The organism is Thioalkalivibrio sp. ALgr3 (assembly GCF_000377325.1).
GTDB lineage: Bacteria > Pseudomonadota > Gammaproteobacteria > Ectothiorhodospirales > Ectothiorhodospiraceae > Thioalkalivibrio.
Genome location: NZ_KB897976.1, coordinates 460,266 through 475,617 on the forward strand (window position 1 = coordinate 460,266; position 15,352 = coordinate 475,617).

Below are 15,352 nucleotides of genomic sequence, written 5' to 3' on the forward strand. Positions count from 1 at the left end.
AAAACCGCAATGACCCAATCGGGATTCCAGCAACGCCCGACGCCCCGCAAGTCCCGGGGCGTCACCCTCATCGAGGTACTCGTTGCCGTGCTTGTCCTGTCGATCGGCCTGATCGGACTCGCTGCCCTGCAGGCCAACGCGCTGCAGGCCAATCACAGTTCGTACATGCGTTCCCAGGCCACCAACCTGGCCTACGACATCGCCGACCGCATGCGGACTAACCGCCAGGCCGCTCTGTCGGGTGATTACAATACCGCCTTCGCAGATCATGAGGGGACGGGTGGTGCCTGCGATCCTAACCTGAGCCTGACCGGCGATCTCGCTGACCAGGACCTTGCTCAATGGAAAAACGCGATCGCCTGTACCCTCCCCGCCGGTCAGGCCAGTGTTTCCCGAAGTGGCGATACGTTCACTATCACCGTTCGCTGGCAGGAAGACCGCATCGACGATGACGACGACGCTCCGGCCGATGGTTACACCGAAGTCTTTACCACGGAGACCGAGATATGAACGACGCCAACGGGAAACGGATACCGGCGGTCGTCTCTTCGGTGCGAGGTCTTACGCTCGTCGAACTGATGGTCGCGATCCTGCTCGGTCTGTTGCTCACGGCCGGCGTGATCAACGTGTTCATCGGCACGCAGCAGACCAACCGTACACAGGAGGCGATGTCCAGCGTGCAGGAAACCGGCCGCTTTGCCCTCGATATTATCGCGCGCGACGCGCGCGAGGCTGGGTACGGTGGGTGCCCCGGATCGGTCAATAACCTCCTCAATACCGCTAGCGCCGACTATGACCCCGATCTTCATGAGCTGGGCGATGCGTTCATCGATGTCGACTCTGACGACCTGACTGACTACGCGCGTGGAGATGTCCTGACCATTGCGTCCATGGCGCAAGTCGATGGGGGGCCCTTTAAGGGAGACGGGAGTGACGTACCCTCATTTGGGCTTGACGAAGGCGACAAGAGTGAAATCGAACAGGGTCAGATCCTTCTCATCGCCGATCCGGCCACCGGAGACTGCGAGCAGTTCCAGAACGTACCGGCCGGGCCGGGCCAAATAAACCGTGGCCCCGGGCAGAATGTCGATCCCGGGAATATTGGTCCGCCAGGGCAAATTGACTACACCGTTTTTGATGGCCCGATTGATATCCTCGCGCTGTCCAGCAGGACCTATTATGTCGGGCAATCTCCAGACGGCGAGACCTACAGCCTTTACCGCAGGACGACAACTTCGGACGCCGATGGGGATCCCGATCACGAAACCGTCGAGATTGTCGCCGGCGTATACGACATGAGTGTGGAGTATGGCCTGGATGACAACGACGACCGCCAGGTCGACCGATTCGAGTGGGCCACCGATATGAATCCGGGTGACTGGGCCGACGCCGTGGCGGTGCGTGTCCATCTGCTCGTCTACAACGGGCAGGCAGACAACATCGTCGACGAGCCTCGTCAGAACCTGTTCTTCCCCCGAAAGGGTGACGGTGACCCCCAGGTCCAGGCAACGTTTGATGCAACCGACCGGCGGCTCTATCAGACGTTCAGTACCACCGTGGCTGCCCGAAACCTGCTCGAGTGATCCCGAGGTCGCGATATGAAAATCCATCCATCCCGCCACCCATCCCGTATGGCACCTGCCCGCCGCAGAAAGCGGCGCCAGCAGGGGGCCGCCCTGGTCGTCGGCCTGATCCTCCTGGTCGTGATCACGCTACTCGCGGTCGCCGGCATGCAGAACACCGTGCTGCAGGAACGCATGGCCGGCAACATGCACGATCGCAACCTTGCCTTCCAGCAGGCCGAAGCCGGTTTGCGTGCGGCTGCGCGGGACCAGGTCCCGGGGTCTCCGGATGGCTCGATCAGCTTTTCACCGCTCGATGTGGAGGGGTGGCTCGATCTCCTGGATCCCGGTGATACCGAGGCGCATGACACGCATGTGGAACTTCTGTCTCTGGTCGGTGAGGACTCCTGCCCGCCCGGGCAGGTCTGTGATGAAGAATTCGGGCCTGCGGAGTCCGTCAGCGCGTATCGCATTACATCCGTGGGTGTTGGTGGGACGGATCAGACTCGGGTTGTGCTCCAGGCCGTCATTCGCGTGACGAATTGAACGATAGAAAGGGAAAAGAGGTGACTGCGATGAAAACCAGAGAAGCAGGGATGGAACGGACTCCTGGTGCCCGGCGAACCTTTCGCAAGAGTGCCCTGACGCTGGCCCTGGCAACCGCATTTGTAGGCATTGCAGGGCCGGCGCAGGCGCAGACTCCCGCGCAGGTTCCTCTTTTCCTCACCAGCCCGGTGGACCCGAACGTCCTGTTTATCCTCGACGATTCCGGGTCGATGCAGTGGGAGTCCATTCCGGACAACATGGTGCAACCCTACTACAACTTTACGCCAGCGAGTGGAATGTTCGGGCCCGGCAACAACCTCTATTCGTCTGGGTCTGTTTCCAATTTCAATCATAGCTTGCAGGCGGCGAGATATCGCAGTGTGGCAGGTAACCCCCAGTACTATGATCCGTCGAGGACATATCGACCGTGGGTGGACCATAACGGGCAGGAGATGGAGCCGGCTGATCCGGAAGCGGCGTATTATCATCCGATCCACACCGGCGCCGGCACCCGTGACCTGACGACGGTGCATACGGTAGGACCTTGGTGGAGTTCATCTGAAGAATATCCTTTGTACTACTATCATACAGGCGGGTCATTATTCGAACTCGACAATTACGAACGCGTGGAGATCCTGCCCGGTGAAGGCCCGTTCGAGGGGCATGGTCGCGAGGCTCGGTCCGACTGTCAGAATGCAGCACAGGGCGTGTGTACCTACGACGAAGAGATCCAGAACTTCGCCAACTTCTTTACCTATCACCGCAACCGCATGTTGACCGGCGCGGCCGGGATCGGTCGGGCCTTCGCTGAACAGGGGAGTGAGTTCCGGGTCGGGTTCGGTGCCATCAATGCGGGAGCGGTGCTGATGGATGTCTCACCGTTTGAAGGGCAGCACCGCGAGGATTGGTTTGAGAAGCTGTATGAATTCCATCCTTGGGGTGGAACGCCCTTGCGTCAATCACTCTGGGACGCCGGACAGTATTTCGAGCGCACCGATAACCAGGGCCCCTGGAGCGAGACGCCCGGTGAACCTGGTGACCCCCGGGGCGAGCATCTGGAATGCCGGCAGAGCTACACCATCCTGATGACGGATGGCTTCTGGAACCGACCGGGTCCGCCCGTGGGTAATGCCGACAACTCGCCCGGACCGGACCACGAATCGCCCGATGGCGATACCTTTCAATATACGCCAGGACCGCCTTTCGCCGATGGGACTTCCAATACGCTGGCCGACGTGGCCATGCATTACTGGAAAAGGGATTTGCGATCGGACCTGGAGAACAGGGTTCCGACGGATTCGCTGAATCCGGCGTTCTGGCAGCACATGGTCACGTACGGTGTCGGTCTGGGAGTGACCGGTTCGATTGATCCGGACGAGGCCATGGAGGCTATCCACACCGGCGATGAGATCGACTGGCCGGAAGCGGAAAACCCGCGCTGGGAGTTCTCTGACGAGGACAAGATCGATGACCTTTTGCATGCTGGCGTGAACTCACGCGGCGGCTTCTTCTCCGCACTCGACCCCGATGTATTCGCAGAGGAGCTGTCGGGCGTTCTGGCGGAGATATCCGATCGCGCGGGGGCATCACGTACGTCATTGGCGACCGAGTCGACCCAGGTGAGTGTCGATGAAGGGGCGCGGGTCTTTCAGGCCCATTTCAATTCGGCGGACTGGTCGGGTGATCTGGTGGCGCTGGAGGCCGATTTCGAGACGCTTGAATTCGTAGAGGCCTGGTCGGCTGCGGATTTGCTGGATGCGCGGGTTGAGGCAAACGGCTTCGGGGATCGGAGCGTGTTTACCTTTGACCGCGATTCGGGCGAGGCGGTGTCGTTTGAGTGGGGTGAAATCCCGGATGCGGATCAGATCTTCGGGGATGAAGAAGATGGCCTGGTCGACTATCTGGCAGGGGATGACTCGAACGAAATCGCCAACGGTGGCCCTTATCGTAATCGTGGTTCGGTGATGGGCGACATCGTGAATTCGGATCCCACTTACCAGGGGCCCAACCTGAATATGGGTTACAGCAACCTGACGGGGTACTCGGGCTTCCTGGAAGACAACGAAGACCGGGCGGAAGTCGTCTACGTCGGCTCCAACGCCGGCATGCTGCATGCATTCGATGCGGAAACGGGCGACGAGCTGTTCGCCTACGTTCCGTCCATGCTGCTGGAGCATCTGCCGGATCTGGCGGACCCGGACTATCAGCACCGGTACTACGTGGACGGCAGCCAGCACATCACCCACGCTCAGGTGGACGGGGAATGGAAGACCATCCTGATCGGGACACTCGGCGCAGGGGGTAAGGGGCTGTACGCACTGGATGTTACGGATCCGGAAACCTTTGGTCAGAACCCGGATGAGGACGTTCTCTGGGAGTTCACTGCCGACGACTCGGAGCATCTGGGTTACACGATTGACGGTGAGCCAACTGTCGCGCGAACGGGCCCTGATGAATGGAGCGTGCTCTTCGGGAACGGCTATGACAGCGATAGTGGCGATGCGGTGCTGATGATCCTGGACCTCGAAGACGGGACGGTGCACGAGGCGATCGAAACAGACTCCGGTGGTAACAATGGTCTGTCGCCGGTGGCGTTCCGGGCGGACTCCGGGAACATCCTCGAGGCGGGGTTTGCCGGTGATCTGAAGGGCAACATGTGGGCCTTCGAGGTAGACCCGCCCGGCCAGCAGGACCCCTCGGCAGATCACTGGGACGTGACCTTCAAGCAGGGAAACACCCCGCGTCCGCTGTTCGAGGCGGATCGGCCGATTACGGCCAAACCGGCGCTGGGCAGTTTCCCTGAAGGAGGCTCCATCGTGCTGTTCGGAACCGGACAGTATTTCGCCGAGGGCGACAATGAAGTGTCCGGGGAAACGGAGGCCACGGAGGCCTTTTACGGGATCCGGATCCACGAGGATACGGATGCCCCGGTGGATGCGGACGATGATCTGCTGACACAGGAAATCGAGGGGTATGGCATGACCGGCGACGGGATTCGTTGGCGCGTGACCTCGGAGGAAACGCTCGACCCCGATGAGCACGAAGGCTGGAAGCTGGCGCTCGATGCCGAGGACGCCGAAGGGGAGCGGGTGGTTACCCAGCCGGTCCTGATCGATGGTCGGGTCGAATTTGTTACTCTGATCCCGTTCGATGATCCGTGTCGCGGTGGTGGAACTTCGTTCCTTTTTGCCCTGGATGCGGCCAGTGGGGGGCGGCCTGATGACCCGGTTTTCGACATCGGAGGCAGTTCCGGCAGCTTCGGCGAAGAGGATCTCGTCGAACACGATGGCGAAGAGATTCCCCCGAGCGCGGTGGACCCGGGTGTCGGCATCGCCGGACGGCCGACGGTGGTCCGTGATCCGGAGACCGGGCAAGTCTTCCGCCTCATTAGCGGGACGGAAGACGAGAAAATTGACGAAGCGCCGGGCGCCGCCGGGCTGGGACCGCGCAGTTGGATTCAGTTGCGCTGATCATGAGAGGTGGAGCAATGAAAACATTTGTCTGGATCTCAAGAAGTGCCCTGGTCGGGGTGCTGCTGGTCCTTATGCTGGCTTTCCCGGCGGCCGCCGATATGGAGGGGGGCTATATGGGGCAGGTGACGGATGTGGATGTGGTCGAGCATGCCATCGAGATTGACGACCATTGGTTCCGCGTCCCCACGTCCGTGAGGCTTGAGACGGAGGATGGAGGTTCCACAAGCCTGGGCCGGGTAGAAGTGGGACAGTGGATCGAGTATCGAGTTGTCGATGACGACCGGGCCGACAGACCTTCTGTCCGTGACGTCATTGTGTACAGCTCGCCGCAGGGGTGATCCATGACGCTTCTACGCAGAAACGAAGGTTTCACTCTGATCGAACTGATGATCGTGATCGCGATTCTGGCGATCATCGTCTCGATTGGTTACCCGGCTTATTTGAACCACGTGGATAACTCGTGGCGGGCCAAGGCGACGGGGTGTCTTGCGGAGCTGGCACAGGCAATGGAGCGCGAGCGCACCAGCACCATGAGTTATCCGGGATCGCTCCCGAACCGTGGCTGCCGCAGTGAGATCGAAGACGAAGGCCGTTACACCTTTGAGCGGGTTGATGCGCAATCGGATGACACTAGCTTTTTGATCCGGGCCAATGCGCAGGGGCGCCAGGCGAATGATGGCTGTGGCGATCTTTCGCTGGACCATACTGGAGACCGCACCACGCAGGACGGCAGCGTATCCCAGTGCTGGTAACCGCAGACCGACGAGACTGATCGTCTCGACGTTCCGGGCGATGTCTCACAGTCGCGGAATTGAGAGCTGCTCCTTGGCTCCAATTCACTCGCCCTCTGACGGGGTGCCGTGTAGTTCGGCGAGGTGCTGCTCGTACAGTGCCCAGATCCGCGGGGCAATCGCCCCGCGTGATCCGGGGTAGGTGAGGCGGTCGGGGTCGAAATCGGTCAGGTATTCGATCTCGGTGCAGCGCAGTTCGCCGGCGATCACGTTGAAGATAAGCAGCTGGGTCCCGCGTTCGGCCAGCGGGACCAGGGCACCGATCACGCCGGTGTCGTTCAGGCCGGGTTCGCCCCGGGCGTCTCCTTCCTCGGCCGGCGGGCGCACCAGCGTGCCCAGCAGTTCCTGGAACGCCTGGTCGCAGGCGTAGCATACCTCCGGGGCGCGCAGACCCTGTACCCGTTCGCAGGCCGCGCGGATGTCGTCATCCGGCAGCATGGTGCGTTCGGGCGGCAGGGTCACGCGGTTGGCGCTGCCGTTGGGCAGCAGTCGCGGCACCGATTCGCGGCAGGAGGGACAGTGCCAGGTGGCTACGCGAGGGCCTTCGACGATATTGCTCGGGGGCATGCGGCACCGCTGGTTGCGTATACGTCCGGCGAGTATACGACCCCGCCGCACCCGCCCAAAATCGCGCCGCATCGCGCAGGGGGCTGCGCTCCCACAAGGTAACCCCGGCCCGCAGGAGGCCAGCCCTCTGGCCGATTGGGGTATCCTGCGATGCTGCATCGCGTTGAGGCTCGCACTCCTCGCTCGTTCCCGTGTCCGGCTCTTGACATTGGGACGATCCGGTCGCAGCATCCATTATGCGAGTCGGGTAGCGTTGCCTTATCCTGCAATGTTTGGAGTTCCGTTACTCCCTCGGCTCCCTCAAAATGTCTGAATGGCCGCCATCAGGGCGGCCTTTTTGTAAGCGGGCAGGGAAGCCATGCATCTCCTTTACCTGGATGAGTCAGGGAGCGTCGCGAATTCGGCCGAGGATTTCTTCGTCCTGGCTGGCGTGAGTGTCTTCGAGCGCAAGGCCCATTTCCTCGAGGACGAGCTTAACGCGATTGCGGTCCGGTTCGATCTGTTCCTGAAGCGCTGTTACGCCCGGCACGGCGATCCTCAGCGGGGCCTGATCCTTCTGGATAAATCCTCTACCGAGCAGCGGATTCAGTCTCTGGCGCGAGATTTCAAGCACTACGGACACGCCTGGGGAAAGACGTACAACTACGCCGAAGTCCCGGTGTTCCTTGATTCGAGAGCGTCGCGTTTGATCCAGCTGGCGGATCTGGTGGCTCATGCGCTCTATCGACATCACGAACGCGGCGACAGCGCGCTGTTCAACCGGATTTCGCACTGTTTCGATTCGCAGGGACCGACGCGACACGGGTATTACGTGCGTGATTGACCGCGCGCCGCATCGCGCAGAGGGCTGCGCTCCCACAAGGTAACCCCGGCCCGCAGGAGGCGAGCCCTCTCGCCGATTTGGGTGTTGGACAGGCCCGATCGGCCAGAGGGCTGGCCTCTTACGGGGAAGGCTTCGGGATGTAGTGAACAGCCGGAAGCCCGTCGAAATCGGCGTCCTGAGTCCAGAGGTCGGCCTGATGGGCGCGCGCGGTGGCGTAGATGATGCTGTCGGCGAGCGGGAGACCATGCTGGTTGCCGAGATTGGCGGCGGACAGGGCCAAAGGCCCCGTGAGTTCGACGAGTTCGCCCTGCTGCATCAATGCGGCTGCCTGCAAGGCTGCCGCCTCGTCTCGTTGCTGGAGTATCCGTTTGAAGACTTCGTAGAGGCTGATCGTTGGGACGATCAGTTCTCGCGTGGTCTCGATGGCGTCTGCAAAAGCTTCGGCATTGGGGCCGTCGGCAAAGTATTCCAGCCACGCGGACGAATCGACCACGTTCACACGCGATCTCCCTCGCGCGGGACATCGGGGTCAATGCCCTTGAGGAACCCCCGCATCTCGCTCATACGCCGCTCGGGAATCAGTTCGATACGGTCGTCGTACGCAATAATCTGCACCTTCTGGCCTGCACGAAGATGCAGCGCCTCGCGTACCGCCCTGGGGATGACGACCTGATATTTCGGAGAGATGGTGAGGGCTTCCATTTTCAGCACCCTGATCGATCGATAATTCGTTTTACCAATGTATCATCGATCCCGAAGATGGGCGAAGGTTCCCGCACTCCCCCTCCTCTCGTGGAGGCCCGCTCTCTGGCCGATCGGGCCAGCCCCGGGCCGGATCGCGCAGGGGGCTGCGCTCCCACAAGGCGCCCCCGGCCCGTAGGAGGCGAGCCCTCTCGCCGATCGCGGCGTTCGTCGACGGGATTCAGGCGAAATACGCGGGTTCGTTGCCGGGCTTCCACTTGATGTTGCAGCCGAGGCTGGGGTGCTGGGGTTCGGGTGCGGGCTGGCCGGCGAGCAGGGCCTCGGTGGCGTTGCGCAGGTCTTCGCCGGTGACGGGGCGGTCGCTGCCGGGGCGGGTGCTGTCGAACTGGCCGCGGTAGTAGAGCTTGCGCTCGGCGTCGAACAGGTACAGATCCGGAGTGCAGGCAGCCTGGTACGCTTTGGCCACGGACTGGTCTTCGTCGAGGCAGTAGGGGAACTTGTAGCCGAAGCGCCGGGCGTCGTCGCGCATCGCGTCGGGGGCGTCTTCGGGGACGGCCTCGATGTCGTTGGAGTTGATGGCGATCACTGCGATGCCCTTTTCGGTGTATTCACGCCCGTAGCGCGCGAACTCGTGGCGGATAAGCTGCACGAAGGGGCAGTGGTTGCAGATGAACGCGATCATGTAGCCCTTGGCGTCGGGGAAGCTGTCCAGGCTGATGGTCTCGCCGGAGACGACATCGGGCAGCTGGAAGTTGGGGGTTTCGGTGCCCAGCTCGATCATCTGCGAGGGGGTGCGTGCCATCGGTTGTGCTCCTGTCTGTGGTTTTCAGAGATGCCCGCTATTATAGGGGCCGCCCCGGGGTTGCTTGAAATGCCCGGGCGCCGCCCGCATGCTTGCCTTTAACCAAGTACAGGAGTCAGGAATATGGGCTGGGTGACCGGCACCGTGCAGGAACGCAAGCAGTGGACCGACCGCCTGTTCTCGCTGCGCATCGATGCGGACGTGGAACCGTTCGTGGCCGGGCAGTTCAATCGTCTGCGCATGGAGATCGACGGCGAACTGGTGGGGCGGCCGTACTCGTACGTGAACGCCCCGGACGAGCGCCCGCTGGATTTCTACATGATCACCGTGCCGGACGGGCCGCTGTCCAACCGCCTGGTGCAGCTCGAACCCGGCGACACGGTGGAGCTGATGCCGCGTGCCACGGGGTTTTTCACCCTGAACGAGATCCCTGACGGACGTGACCTGTGGCTGCTGTCGACGGGGACCGGGATCGGGCCGTTCCTGTCCATCCTGAAGACCGACGAGCCCTGGGAGCGCTTCGAGAACATCCGTCTGGTGCATGCGGTGCGCCACGCCGAGGAGCTTACCTACCAGGACACCATTGCGGGCTTTTCGGAGCGCGATGCGCAGCGGTTTCAGTACATCCCCTTCGTCAGCCGTGAGGCACACCCCGGTGCCATCCAGGGGCGTATCACCACGGCGCTTTCGGAGGGCGAGCTGGAGGCGCAGGCGGGGATCGATTTTGCGCCGGAGCACTCCCAGGTGATGCTCTGCGGCAACCCCGACATGGTTTCCGACACCCAGGCCCTGCTGCGCGAACGCGGCCTGCAGAAGAACCGCCGGCGCAAGCCGGGGCATCTCACCACCGAGAGCTACTGGTAGCCCCGGTCGGCCAGAGGGCTGGCCTCCTGCGGCCGGGGCGGGCCCCGTAGGAGCGCAGCCCCCTGCGCGATCCGGCGCCGGGGATGGCCCGATCGGCCAGAGGGCTGGCCTCCTACGGCCGGGGGAGGTCTCGTAGGAGCGCAGCCCCCTGCGCGATCCGGCGCCGGGGAAGCCCCGATCGGCCAGAGGGCTGACCTCCTACGGCTCGGGCGGGCCCCGTAGGAGCGCAGCCCCCTGCGCGATCCGGCGCCGGGGAAGCCCCGGTCGGCCAGAGGGCTGGCCTCCTGCGGCCGGGGGAGGTCTCGTAGGAGCGCAGCCCCCTGCGCGATCCGGCGGTGGGTGCGTCAATCGGTCAGGTTGGCGGACCAGGCGCGGATCAGGCCGGCGACGTAGCGGGTGTGTTCGGGGCGCGAGAGCAGGTGGTCGACGCGGTTGAGGGCGACGAAGCTGCGCGGGTGCTGCGCCATGCGAAAGATGTGCCCGGCATGGTCCACGTTGACCACGGTATCCCCGGGGGCGTGCAGCAGCAGGATCGGTCGGTTGAGCCGCGCCAGCGCGGTCTCCAGCGTGGGCTCCTCGATGGACTCCAGCAGCGCCCGGCCAATGGTGACCGGGCGCCCCCCTATGATCAGCCGGGCGTGTCCCTCCCGCGCGATCTCTTCGGCGTGATCCTGGAACAGGTGGCGCACGTGCCCGGGGCGGCTGGGGGCGGCGATGGTGACCACGGCGTCGACCTCCGGGCGTTCGGGAGCGACGAGAATGGCCAGCGCTCCGCCGAAACTGTGGCCGAGCAGCAGGGTGGGCTCCGTGTCCGGATGATGCGCGGCGAGGGTGTCCAGCGCGGCTTCCAGGTCCTCGCGGCCGGTCTGGAGGGTGGAGTCCGCGAACGTCCCTTCGGATTCACCCAGTCCGGCGAAGTCGAAGCGCAGGGTTGCGTAGCCCTCCTCGGCCAGCGAGCGGGCCAGGCGCACGGTGGCGGGGAAGTCCTTGGAACAGGCAAAGCAGTGGGCGATGCAGGCCTTGCCGCGCGGCGGCCACTCGGGTTCCACCAGGACGCCGCTCAGCCGGACTCCGCGCGGCGTGGGGATGGACAGCGAGGTGTTGCGTATGGCCATGTTCCGGTCTCCGAAGTGGCGGGATGGTCGGGGCTGTGGCCCCGGCCGGACCGGTCTGGGATGATACGCGAGGCGACGGACTCCGGGGAGCGGACGTGGAATACGACAGCGAGATCAGGGCACGACTGACGGAACTGGAGGCGGAGCACCGGGCGCTGGATTCGGCGATCGCCGCCATGCACGCCGGGCCGTCCCCGGATTTTCTCGAGATCCGTCGGCTGAAGAAGCGCAAGCTTCAGCTCAAGGACACCATTGCGCGGCTGCGCAGCCGCCTGATCCCGGATCTGAACGCCTGAGGAGGGGCCAGGGCCGGGGGAAGGGCAGCAAAAAAACGGCGCCCCGGAGGGCGCCGTCAACGGGATCCTTCCCGTTCGTGTGATGAGGCGAAGCGGGCCGATCAGCCCCAGATGTCCGCGGTAATGCCGGCGTACCAGCCGCGGGTGTACTGCGCTTCCTGCTCACGGAAGCGGCTGGATGCACCCGTCGGGCTGACACCGCCGGCGCCTTCCACGCCGGCCATCTGGCCGTCCTTGAACTGGTACACCGCCGCCACGCTGATGCCGTAGTCCGGCGTGACCAGGCTGTAGCAGGTGTTCACCGCGGTCGGGGTGATCGGATCGCGGCCGGCCAGTTCGTGGCTGATCGCGGCGGCGACCATCTTGCCCTGGGTGTTGGCGGAATGGCCCGACTTCGGCATCGCACCGGCCACGGAGGCGTCGCCCAGCACATAGATGTTGTCGTCACGCTCGGACCTGAAGGTGTCCTGGCGCACCGGGCACCAGCCCTCCGCGTTGGTGAGTCCGGCGTCGTGCATGACCTGGTTGGCGTGCTGGGCCGGGATGAAGTTCATCACGTCGGCCTCGACCCGCTCGAAACCGGCTTCGGTCACCGCGGTCATGTTGCGGACGTCGATCTCCTCGACCAGACCGCCGTCCGAGGCCGGGCGCCATTCGATCATGTCGCCGTATTCCTGTTCCCAGCCTTCCTCGAACAGGCCCTGCTTGGAGAAGCCGTCCTTCTGGTCAAGGATGATGATCTTGGAGCGGGGCTTCTCCTGCTTGAAGTAGTTCGCGATCAGGGACACGCGCTCATACGGCCCGGGCGGGCAGCGGAAAGGGTTCGGCGGGGCCACCATCACGAACGTGCCGCCATTGGGCATGTCTTCGAGCTGCTGGCGCAGGATACGGGTCTGGTCACCGGCCTTCCAGGCGTGCGGGATGCGCTCGGCGTCGGCCTCGCTGATGCCCTCGGTGCGGTCGTAGCGGAAATCGATGCCCGGGGACATGACCAGCTTGTCGTACTGCAGGGTCTCGCCACTGGCGAGACGGACGTTGCGGCCGTCGGCGTCCACCGCGGTCACGCGATCCTGCACGACCCGGACCCCGTGGCGGCTTTCCAGCGCGCCGTAGGTCTGTTCGATGAAGTCCATGTCGACGATGCCGCCCAGCACCCAGTTACTGCCATAGCAGGTGTAATAGCGGGCGTTGGGCTCGACCAGGGTGACGTTGAGTTCCGGCGAATACCTTTTCAGGTACTTCGCGGCGGTGGCGCCACCGGAGCCACCACCGACCACGACGACATGGGCCTTTTCGGGGGCACGCGTCTTGTGCGGCGCACAGCCGATGCCGGTCAGGGCCACGGCGCTCCCCGCGCCGACGACCTTGATGAAATTACGGCGGGAAAATTCCTGCATGATGTCTCTCCCTCTCTTGTGTGCTGGGCCGTTCACTGGCCGAAGTAGGCGGCCAGGGCCTCGATTTCCTCATCGGTGTAGCCGGTGGCGTGACGGTCCATGACCGTGGCCGGGCGTTCGCCATCGCGGAACGCCTTCATCTGGCTGACAATGAGGCTGGAGGGATAGTTACTGAGATCCGGGGCACCCCCGGCCTCGGCGGACGCGGCACTGTGGCAGTTCACGCAGGTGTCGGCCATCAGCTGTCCACGCGTGATTTCGTCGCCGGCCGTGGCCTGAGCGAACGGAATGGCAAGGGCCACGGCCCCGACCAGCCCCGCGAAAGTAAGGCGCGATTTCTTCATTGTTACGGACTCCTCCGTCTTGAAGGTTTGCTGTTTTAGCGGCGACAGCCGTGATGCGCTGCCTTCATCCTCCGGCCCGGTGTGACGATCCGGGCTCTTCATTGGCGCGGCCGGGTTCATGCCCGGCCTTGCGCATGATCTCGCCTTGGGTCGATCATTGCCTCGACGGTATAGCACAAAAAAAAATCGTTTTCGATTAGCGTTTTCTAAGACAGCAAGGGGATGGAACCATGATCGAGGAGCGGCGACGTCATCCGCGGATACCGATGACGGTCAACGTGGTGGTATCGGCGGGCGATGGCGAGCCGGTGACCCTGACCACCAATGACATCTCCGGTGGCGGGGCCTTCCTGCGCTGGGAGGAGGGGCAGAAACCGGACCTCAGGGGCTTGCTCGAGCTCGAGTCGGACGACGAGCTGATGCTGCAGGTCTTCGGCCTGCTGGGGGATGGTGACGCGCCACCGAAGGTCCGTGCCCAGGTCGTGCGTGTGCACGAGGACGGCATTGCGGTGAGGTTCGACCCCGAGGCCCTCGGTGGCTGAACGAGCGGGGTAGCCCAATCGGCCAGAGGGCTGGCCTCCTACGGTCGGGGGGTAGGAGGCCGGCCCTCCGGCCGATCAGGGCCGACCCGCCTAATGCGCCGTCGTCCGCTCCTGGGCCAGCACCCACGGGGCGGCCACGATGGCGGTGAACACCGGATCGGCCTCGGTCCAGCGGCGGGCGTCCTCGTCGGAGGCGCGCGCCACCTGGCCGCTGGCCAGCCACGCGCTGACCTCGTGGGTGGCATCGTCACGGAAGGCGCGGGCCACCTCGATCAGGTCCAGTTCGGGCGCCACGCGAATCACGACACCGCGGGCGAAATGGGGCATCAGCTCGCTCCAGCGGATGGGGCCGGCCTCCTCCTCGATGGGGATTTCGGCCTCGGGGTCGGCCGGTGGTTCGACGGGAAGATCGCTGGGTTCGGACATGGTGGCTCGGCTGTGTCGCATGCGGATTTCAGATGCGGTTCAGGCTAGGCGGATACCCTTGGCACTGCAACCGTCCGTCGAACTCAGTCAGGGAGAGATTGTTGATGTTGTCCAGTGTGTGGGGAATCCGAATGTCCCGTCTTGCCCCCGTGGTGTTCCTTCTGATCCTGTTGCTGGCGGGGGGCGCCGGTGCGCGCGAGGACGGGGCGGATCGCAACCCGGTGTGGACGCTGGACGAGGCGGTCGAACAGGTGGAGGCGCTGTATCCCGGGCGGATCCTTTCGGCCCGGGAAAATGACGGCGAGGGCAGCGTACGGGTCTTCGTGGTGCGTATCCTGACCGAGAATCAGGAGGTCCGGACGCTGCGGATCGAACAGGGCACGGAGGTGCAGCGATGAACCTGCGAATCGTGCTGGTGGAGGATGATTCGGCGCTGCGCGGCCAGCTGGCCGGAGAGCTGCAGGAATCGGGCTGCCGGGTGGACACCGCCGCCGATGGCGACACCGGGCTGTATCTGCTGACCGAATACAACTGTGACATCGCCGTGGTGGACCTGGGCCTGCCCGGGATGGACGGCCTGGACGTGATCCGCCGGACCCGCGAACACAAGCCGCGGCTGCCGATCCTGGTGCTGACCGCCCGTGACCGCTGGCAGGACAAGGTCGAGGGTCTGGAGGCAGGCGCCGACGACTACCTGACCAAACCCTTCCATGTGGAGGAGCTGGTGGCGCGCCTGCGCGCGCTGGCGCGCCGCAGCCTGCAGTCGGGGCACGAGGCGCTGCGCTTTGGCCCGCTGGTGATCGACACTGCCTCCGATGCCGTGTGGCTGAACGGCGAGGGCGTCAGCCTGACCACCTTCGAGTACCGCCTGCTGCTGCATCTGGCCCGCCAGCCCGGCCGGGTGCTGAGCAAGGACGCCCTGGCCGACTATCTCTACGAGCACGACGATGACCGCGAGAGCAACGTGATCGAGGTGCTGATCGGGCGCCTGCGGCGCAAGCTGGACCCGGACGGCGGGCTGGGCGTGATCGAGACCCTGCGCGGCCGCGGTTATCGCTTCGCCCTGCAGCCCGACGCCGCTTCGGCCGACGCCTGAACGGTT

At 64.0% G+C, this 15,352-nt stretch carries 20 protein-coding genes; 12 read left to right on the forward strand and 8 right to left on the reverse strand.

The annotated features are described in order from the left end of the window. The first annotated feature begins 9 nt into the window (after nucleotides 1-9). The 6 genes from pilV to C998_RS0102335 are packed head-to-tail and all read left to right on the forward strand — an operon-like array spanning nucleotide 10 to nucleotide 6,333. Nucleotides 10-510, forward strand: coding sequence for a type IV pilus modification protein PilV (gene pilV, locus C998_RS0102310; RefSeq protein ID WP_018869234.1), 501 nt, complete (start codon nucleotides 10-12; stop codon nucleotides 508-510). Beyond that, nucleotides 507-1,583: a PilW family protein gene (locus C998_RS0102315; RefSeq protein ID WP_018869235.1), complete on the forward strand. Its 1,077-nt coding sequence runs from the start codon at nucleotides 507-509 to the stop codon at nucleotides 1,581-1,583. The genes pilV and C998_RS0102315 overlap by 4 nt, the downstream gene beginning before the upstream one ends. A 15-nt stretch (nucleotides 1,584-1,598) precedes the next feature. Further along, nucleotides 1,599-2,108 carry a PilX N-terminal domain-containing pilus assembly protein gene (locus C998_RS0102320; protein ID WP_156001233.1) on the forward strand — a complete coding sequence of 170 codons (510 nt, stop codon included), beginning with the start codon at nucleotides 1,599-1,601 and terminating at the stop codon, nucleotides 2,106-2,108. A gap of 29 nt (nucleotides 2,109-2,137) precedes the next feature. Then, nucleotides 2,138-5,578 carry a pilus assembly protein gene (locus tag C998_RS0102325; RefSeq protein ID WP_231364938.1) on the forward strand — a complete coding sequence of 1,147 codons (3,441 nt, stop codon included), beginning with the start codon at nucleotides 2,138-2,140 and terminating at the stop codon, nucleotides 5,576-5,578. A gap of 17 nt (nucleotides 5,579-5,595) precedes the next feature. Next, nucleotides 5,596-5,919, forward strand: coding sequence for a hypothetical protein (locus C998_RS0102330; protein ID WP_018869238.1), 324 nt, complete (start codon nucleotides 5,596-5,598; stop codon nucleotides 5,917-5,919). A gap of 3 nt (nucleotides 5,920-5,922) precedes the next feature. After that, entirely contained in the window at nucleotides 5,923-6,333 is a 411-nt protein-coding gene (locus C998_RS0102335) for a type IV pilin protein (protein ID WP_018869239.1), read from the forward strand. Nucleotides 6,334-6,417: 84 nt separating this feature from the next. On the opposite strand, the gene C998_RS0102340 is transcribed toward C998_RS0102335, so the two are convergent. Further along, entirely contained in the window at nucleotides 6,418-6,939 is a 522-nt protein-coding gene (locus C998_RS0102340) for a hypothetical protein (protein WP_018869240.1), read from the reverse strand. A gap of 358 nt (nucleotides 6,940-7,297) precedes the next feature. On the opposite strand from C998_RS0102340, the gene C998_RS0102345 reads away from it, so the two are divergent. Continuing rightward, on the forward strand, nucleotides 7,298-7,762 hold the full coding sequence (locus C998_RS0102345) for a DUF3800 domain-containing protein (protein WP_018869241.1): 465 nt from the start codon (nucleotides 7,298-7,300) through the stop codon (nucleotides 7,760-7,762). Between the two features lie 118 nt (nucleotides 7,763-7,880). Here the strand turns inward: C998_RS0102345 and C998_RS0102350 are convergent, their stop codons facing one another. From C998_RS0102350 to C998_RS0102360, 3 genes are all read right to left on the reverse strand, one after another. Beyond that, on the reverse strand, nucleotides 7,881-8,261 hold the full coding sequence (locus tag C998_RS0102350; RefSeq protein ID WP_018869242.1) for a type II toxin-antitoxin system VapC family toxin: 381 nt from the start codon (nucleotides 8,259-8,261) through the stop codon (nucleotides 7,881-7,883). Continuing rightward, entirely contained in the window at nucleotides 8,258-8,464 is a 207-nt protein-coding gene (locus C998_RS0102355; RefSeq protein ID WP_018869243.1) for an AbrB/MazE/SpoVT family DNA-binding domain-containing protein, read from the reverse strand. Before C998_RS0102355 ends, C998_RS0102350 begins: the two co-directional genes overlap by 4 nt. Before the next feature lie 220 nt (nucleotides 8,465-8,684). Next, nucleotides 8,685-9,266 carry a thioredoxin family protein gene (locus C998_RS0102360; protein ID WP_018869244.1) on the reverse strand — a complete coding sequence of 194 codons (582 nt, stop codon included), beginning with the start codon at nucleotides 9,264-9,266 and terminating at the stop codon, nucleotides 8,685-8,687. A 123-nt stretch (nucleotides 9,267-9,389) separates the two neighbouring features. Between C998_RS0102360 and C998_RS0102365 the strand changes: the two genes are divergently transcribed. Then, on the forward strand, nucleotides 9,390-10,130 hold the full coding sequence (locus C998_RS0102365; protein WP_018869245.1) for a ferredoxin--NADP reductase: 741 nt from the start codon (nucleotides 9,390-9,392) through the stop codon (nucleotides 10,128-10,130). A 344-nt stretch (nucleotides 10,131-10,474) separates the two neighbouring features. Here C998_RS0102365 and C998_RS0102370 read toward each other — a convergent pair whose 3' ends face one another. Continuing rightward, nucleotides 10,475-11,245, reverse strand: coding sequence for a carboxylesterase (locus C998_RS0102370; protein WP_018869246.1), 771 nt, complete (start codon nucleotides 11,243-11,245; stop codon nucleotides 10,475-10,477). Nucleotides 11,246-11,340: 95 nt separating this feature from the next. Between C998_RS0102370 and C998_RS0102375 the strand changes: the two genes are divergently transcribed. Further along, nucleotides 11,341-11,541, forward strand: a complete 201-nt coding sequence (locus tag C998_RS0102375; RefSeq protein WP_018869247.1) for a YdcH family protein — start codon at nucleotides 11,341-11,343, stop codon at nucleotides 11,539-11,541. A 101-nt stretch (nucleotides 11,542-11,642) separates the two neighbouring features. On the opposite strand, the gene C998_RS0102380 is transcribed toward C998_RS0102375, so the two are convergent. Together C998_RS0102380 and C998_RS0102385 are read right to left on the reverse strand one after the other, a co-directional pair. Then, the gene (locus C998_RS0102380; protein ID WP_018869248.1) at nucleotides 11,643-12,938 is read right to left on the reverse strand and encodes an NAD(P)/FAD-dependent oxidoreductase; all 1,296 of its coding nucleotides are present in this window, start codon (nucleotides 12,936-12,938) and stop codon (nucleotides 11,643-11,645) included. A 32-nt stretch (nucleotides 12,939-12,970) separates the two neighbouring features. Further along, nucleotides 12,971-13,282 (reverse strand): c-type cytochrome, encoded by a 312-nt coding sequence (locus C998_RS0102385; RefSeq protein ID WP_018869249.1) that lies wholly within the window; start codon nucleotides 13,280-13,282, stop codon nucleotides 12,971-12,973. A gap of 230 nt (nucleotides 13,283-13,512) precedes the next feature. On the opposite strand from C998_RS0102385, the gene C998_RS0102390 reads away from it, so the two are divergent. Next, nucleotides 13,513-13,824 carry a PilZ domain-containing protein gene (locus C998_RS0102390; RefSeq protein WP_018869250.1) on the forward strand — a complete coding sequence of 104 codons (312 nt, stop codon included), beginning with the start codon at nucleotides 13,513-13,515 and terminating at the stop codon, nucleotides 13,822-13,824. Between the two features lie 90 nt (nucleotides 13,825-13,914). Here C998_RS0102390 and C998_RS0102395 read toward each other — a convergent pair whose 3' ends face one another. Next, the gene (locus tag C998_RS0102395; protein WP_018869251.1) at nucleotides 13,915-14,250 is read right to left on the reverse strand and encodes a DUF2288 domain-containing protein; all 336 of its coding nucleotides are present in this window, start codon (nucleotides 14,248-14,250) and stop codon (nucleotides 13,915-13,917) included. A 131-nt stretch (nucleotides 14,251-14,381) separates the two neighbouring features. Between C998_RS0102395 and C998_RS0102400 the strand changes: the two genes are divergently transcribed. Next, nucleotides 14,382-14,648 carry a hypothetical protein gene (locus C998_RS0102400; protein WP_018869252.1) on the forward strand — a complete coding sequence of 89 codons (267 nt, stop codon included), beginning with the start codon at nucleotides 14,382-14,384 and terminating at the stop codon, nucleotides 14,646-14,648. Continuing rightward, nucleotides 14,645-15,346, forward strand: coding sequence for a response regulator transcription factor (locus tag C998_RS0102405; RefSeq protein WP_018869253.1), 702 nt, complete (start codon nucleotides 14,645-14,647; stop codon nucleotides 15,344-15,346). The genes C998_RS0102400 and C998_RS0102405 overlap by 4 nt, the downstream gene beginning before the upstream one ends. Nucleotides 15,347-15,352: the final 6 nt, after the last annotated feature.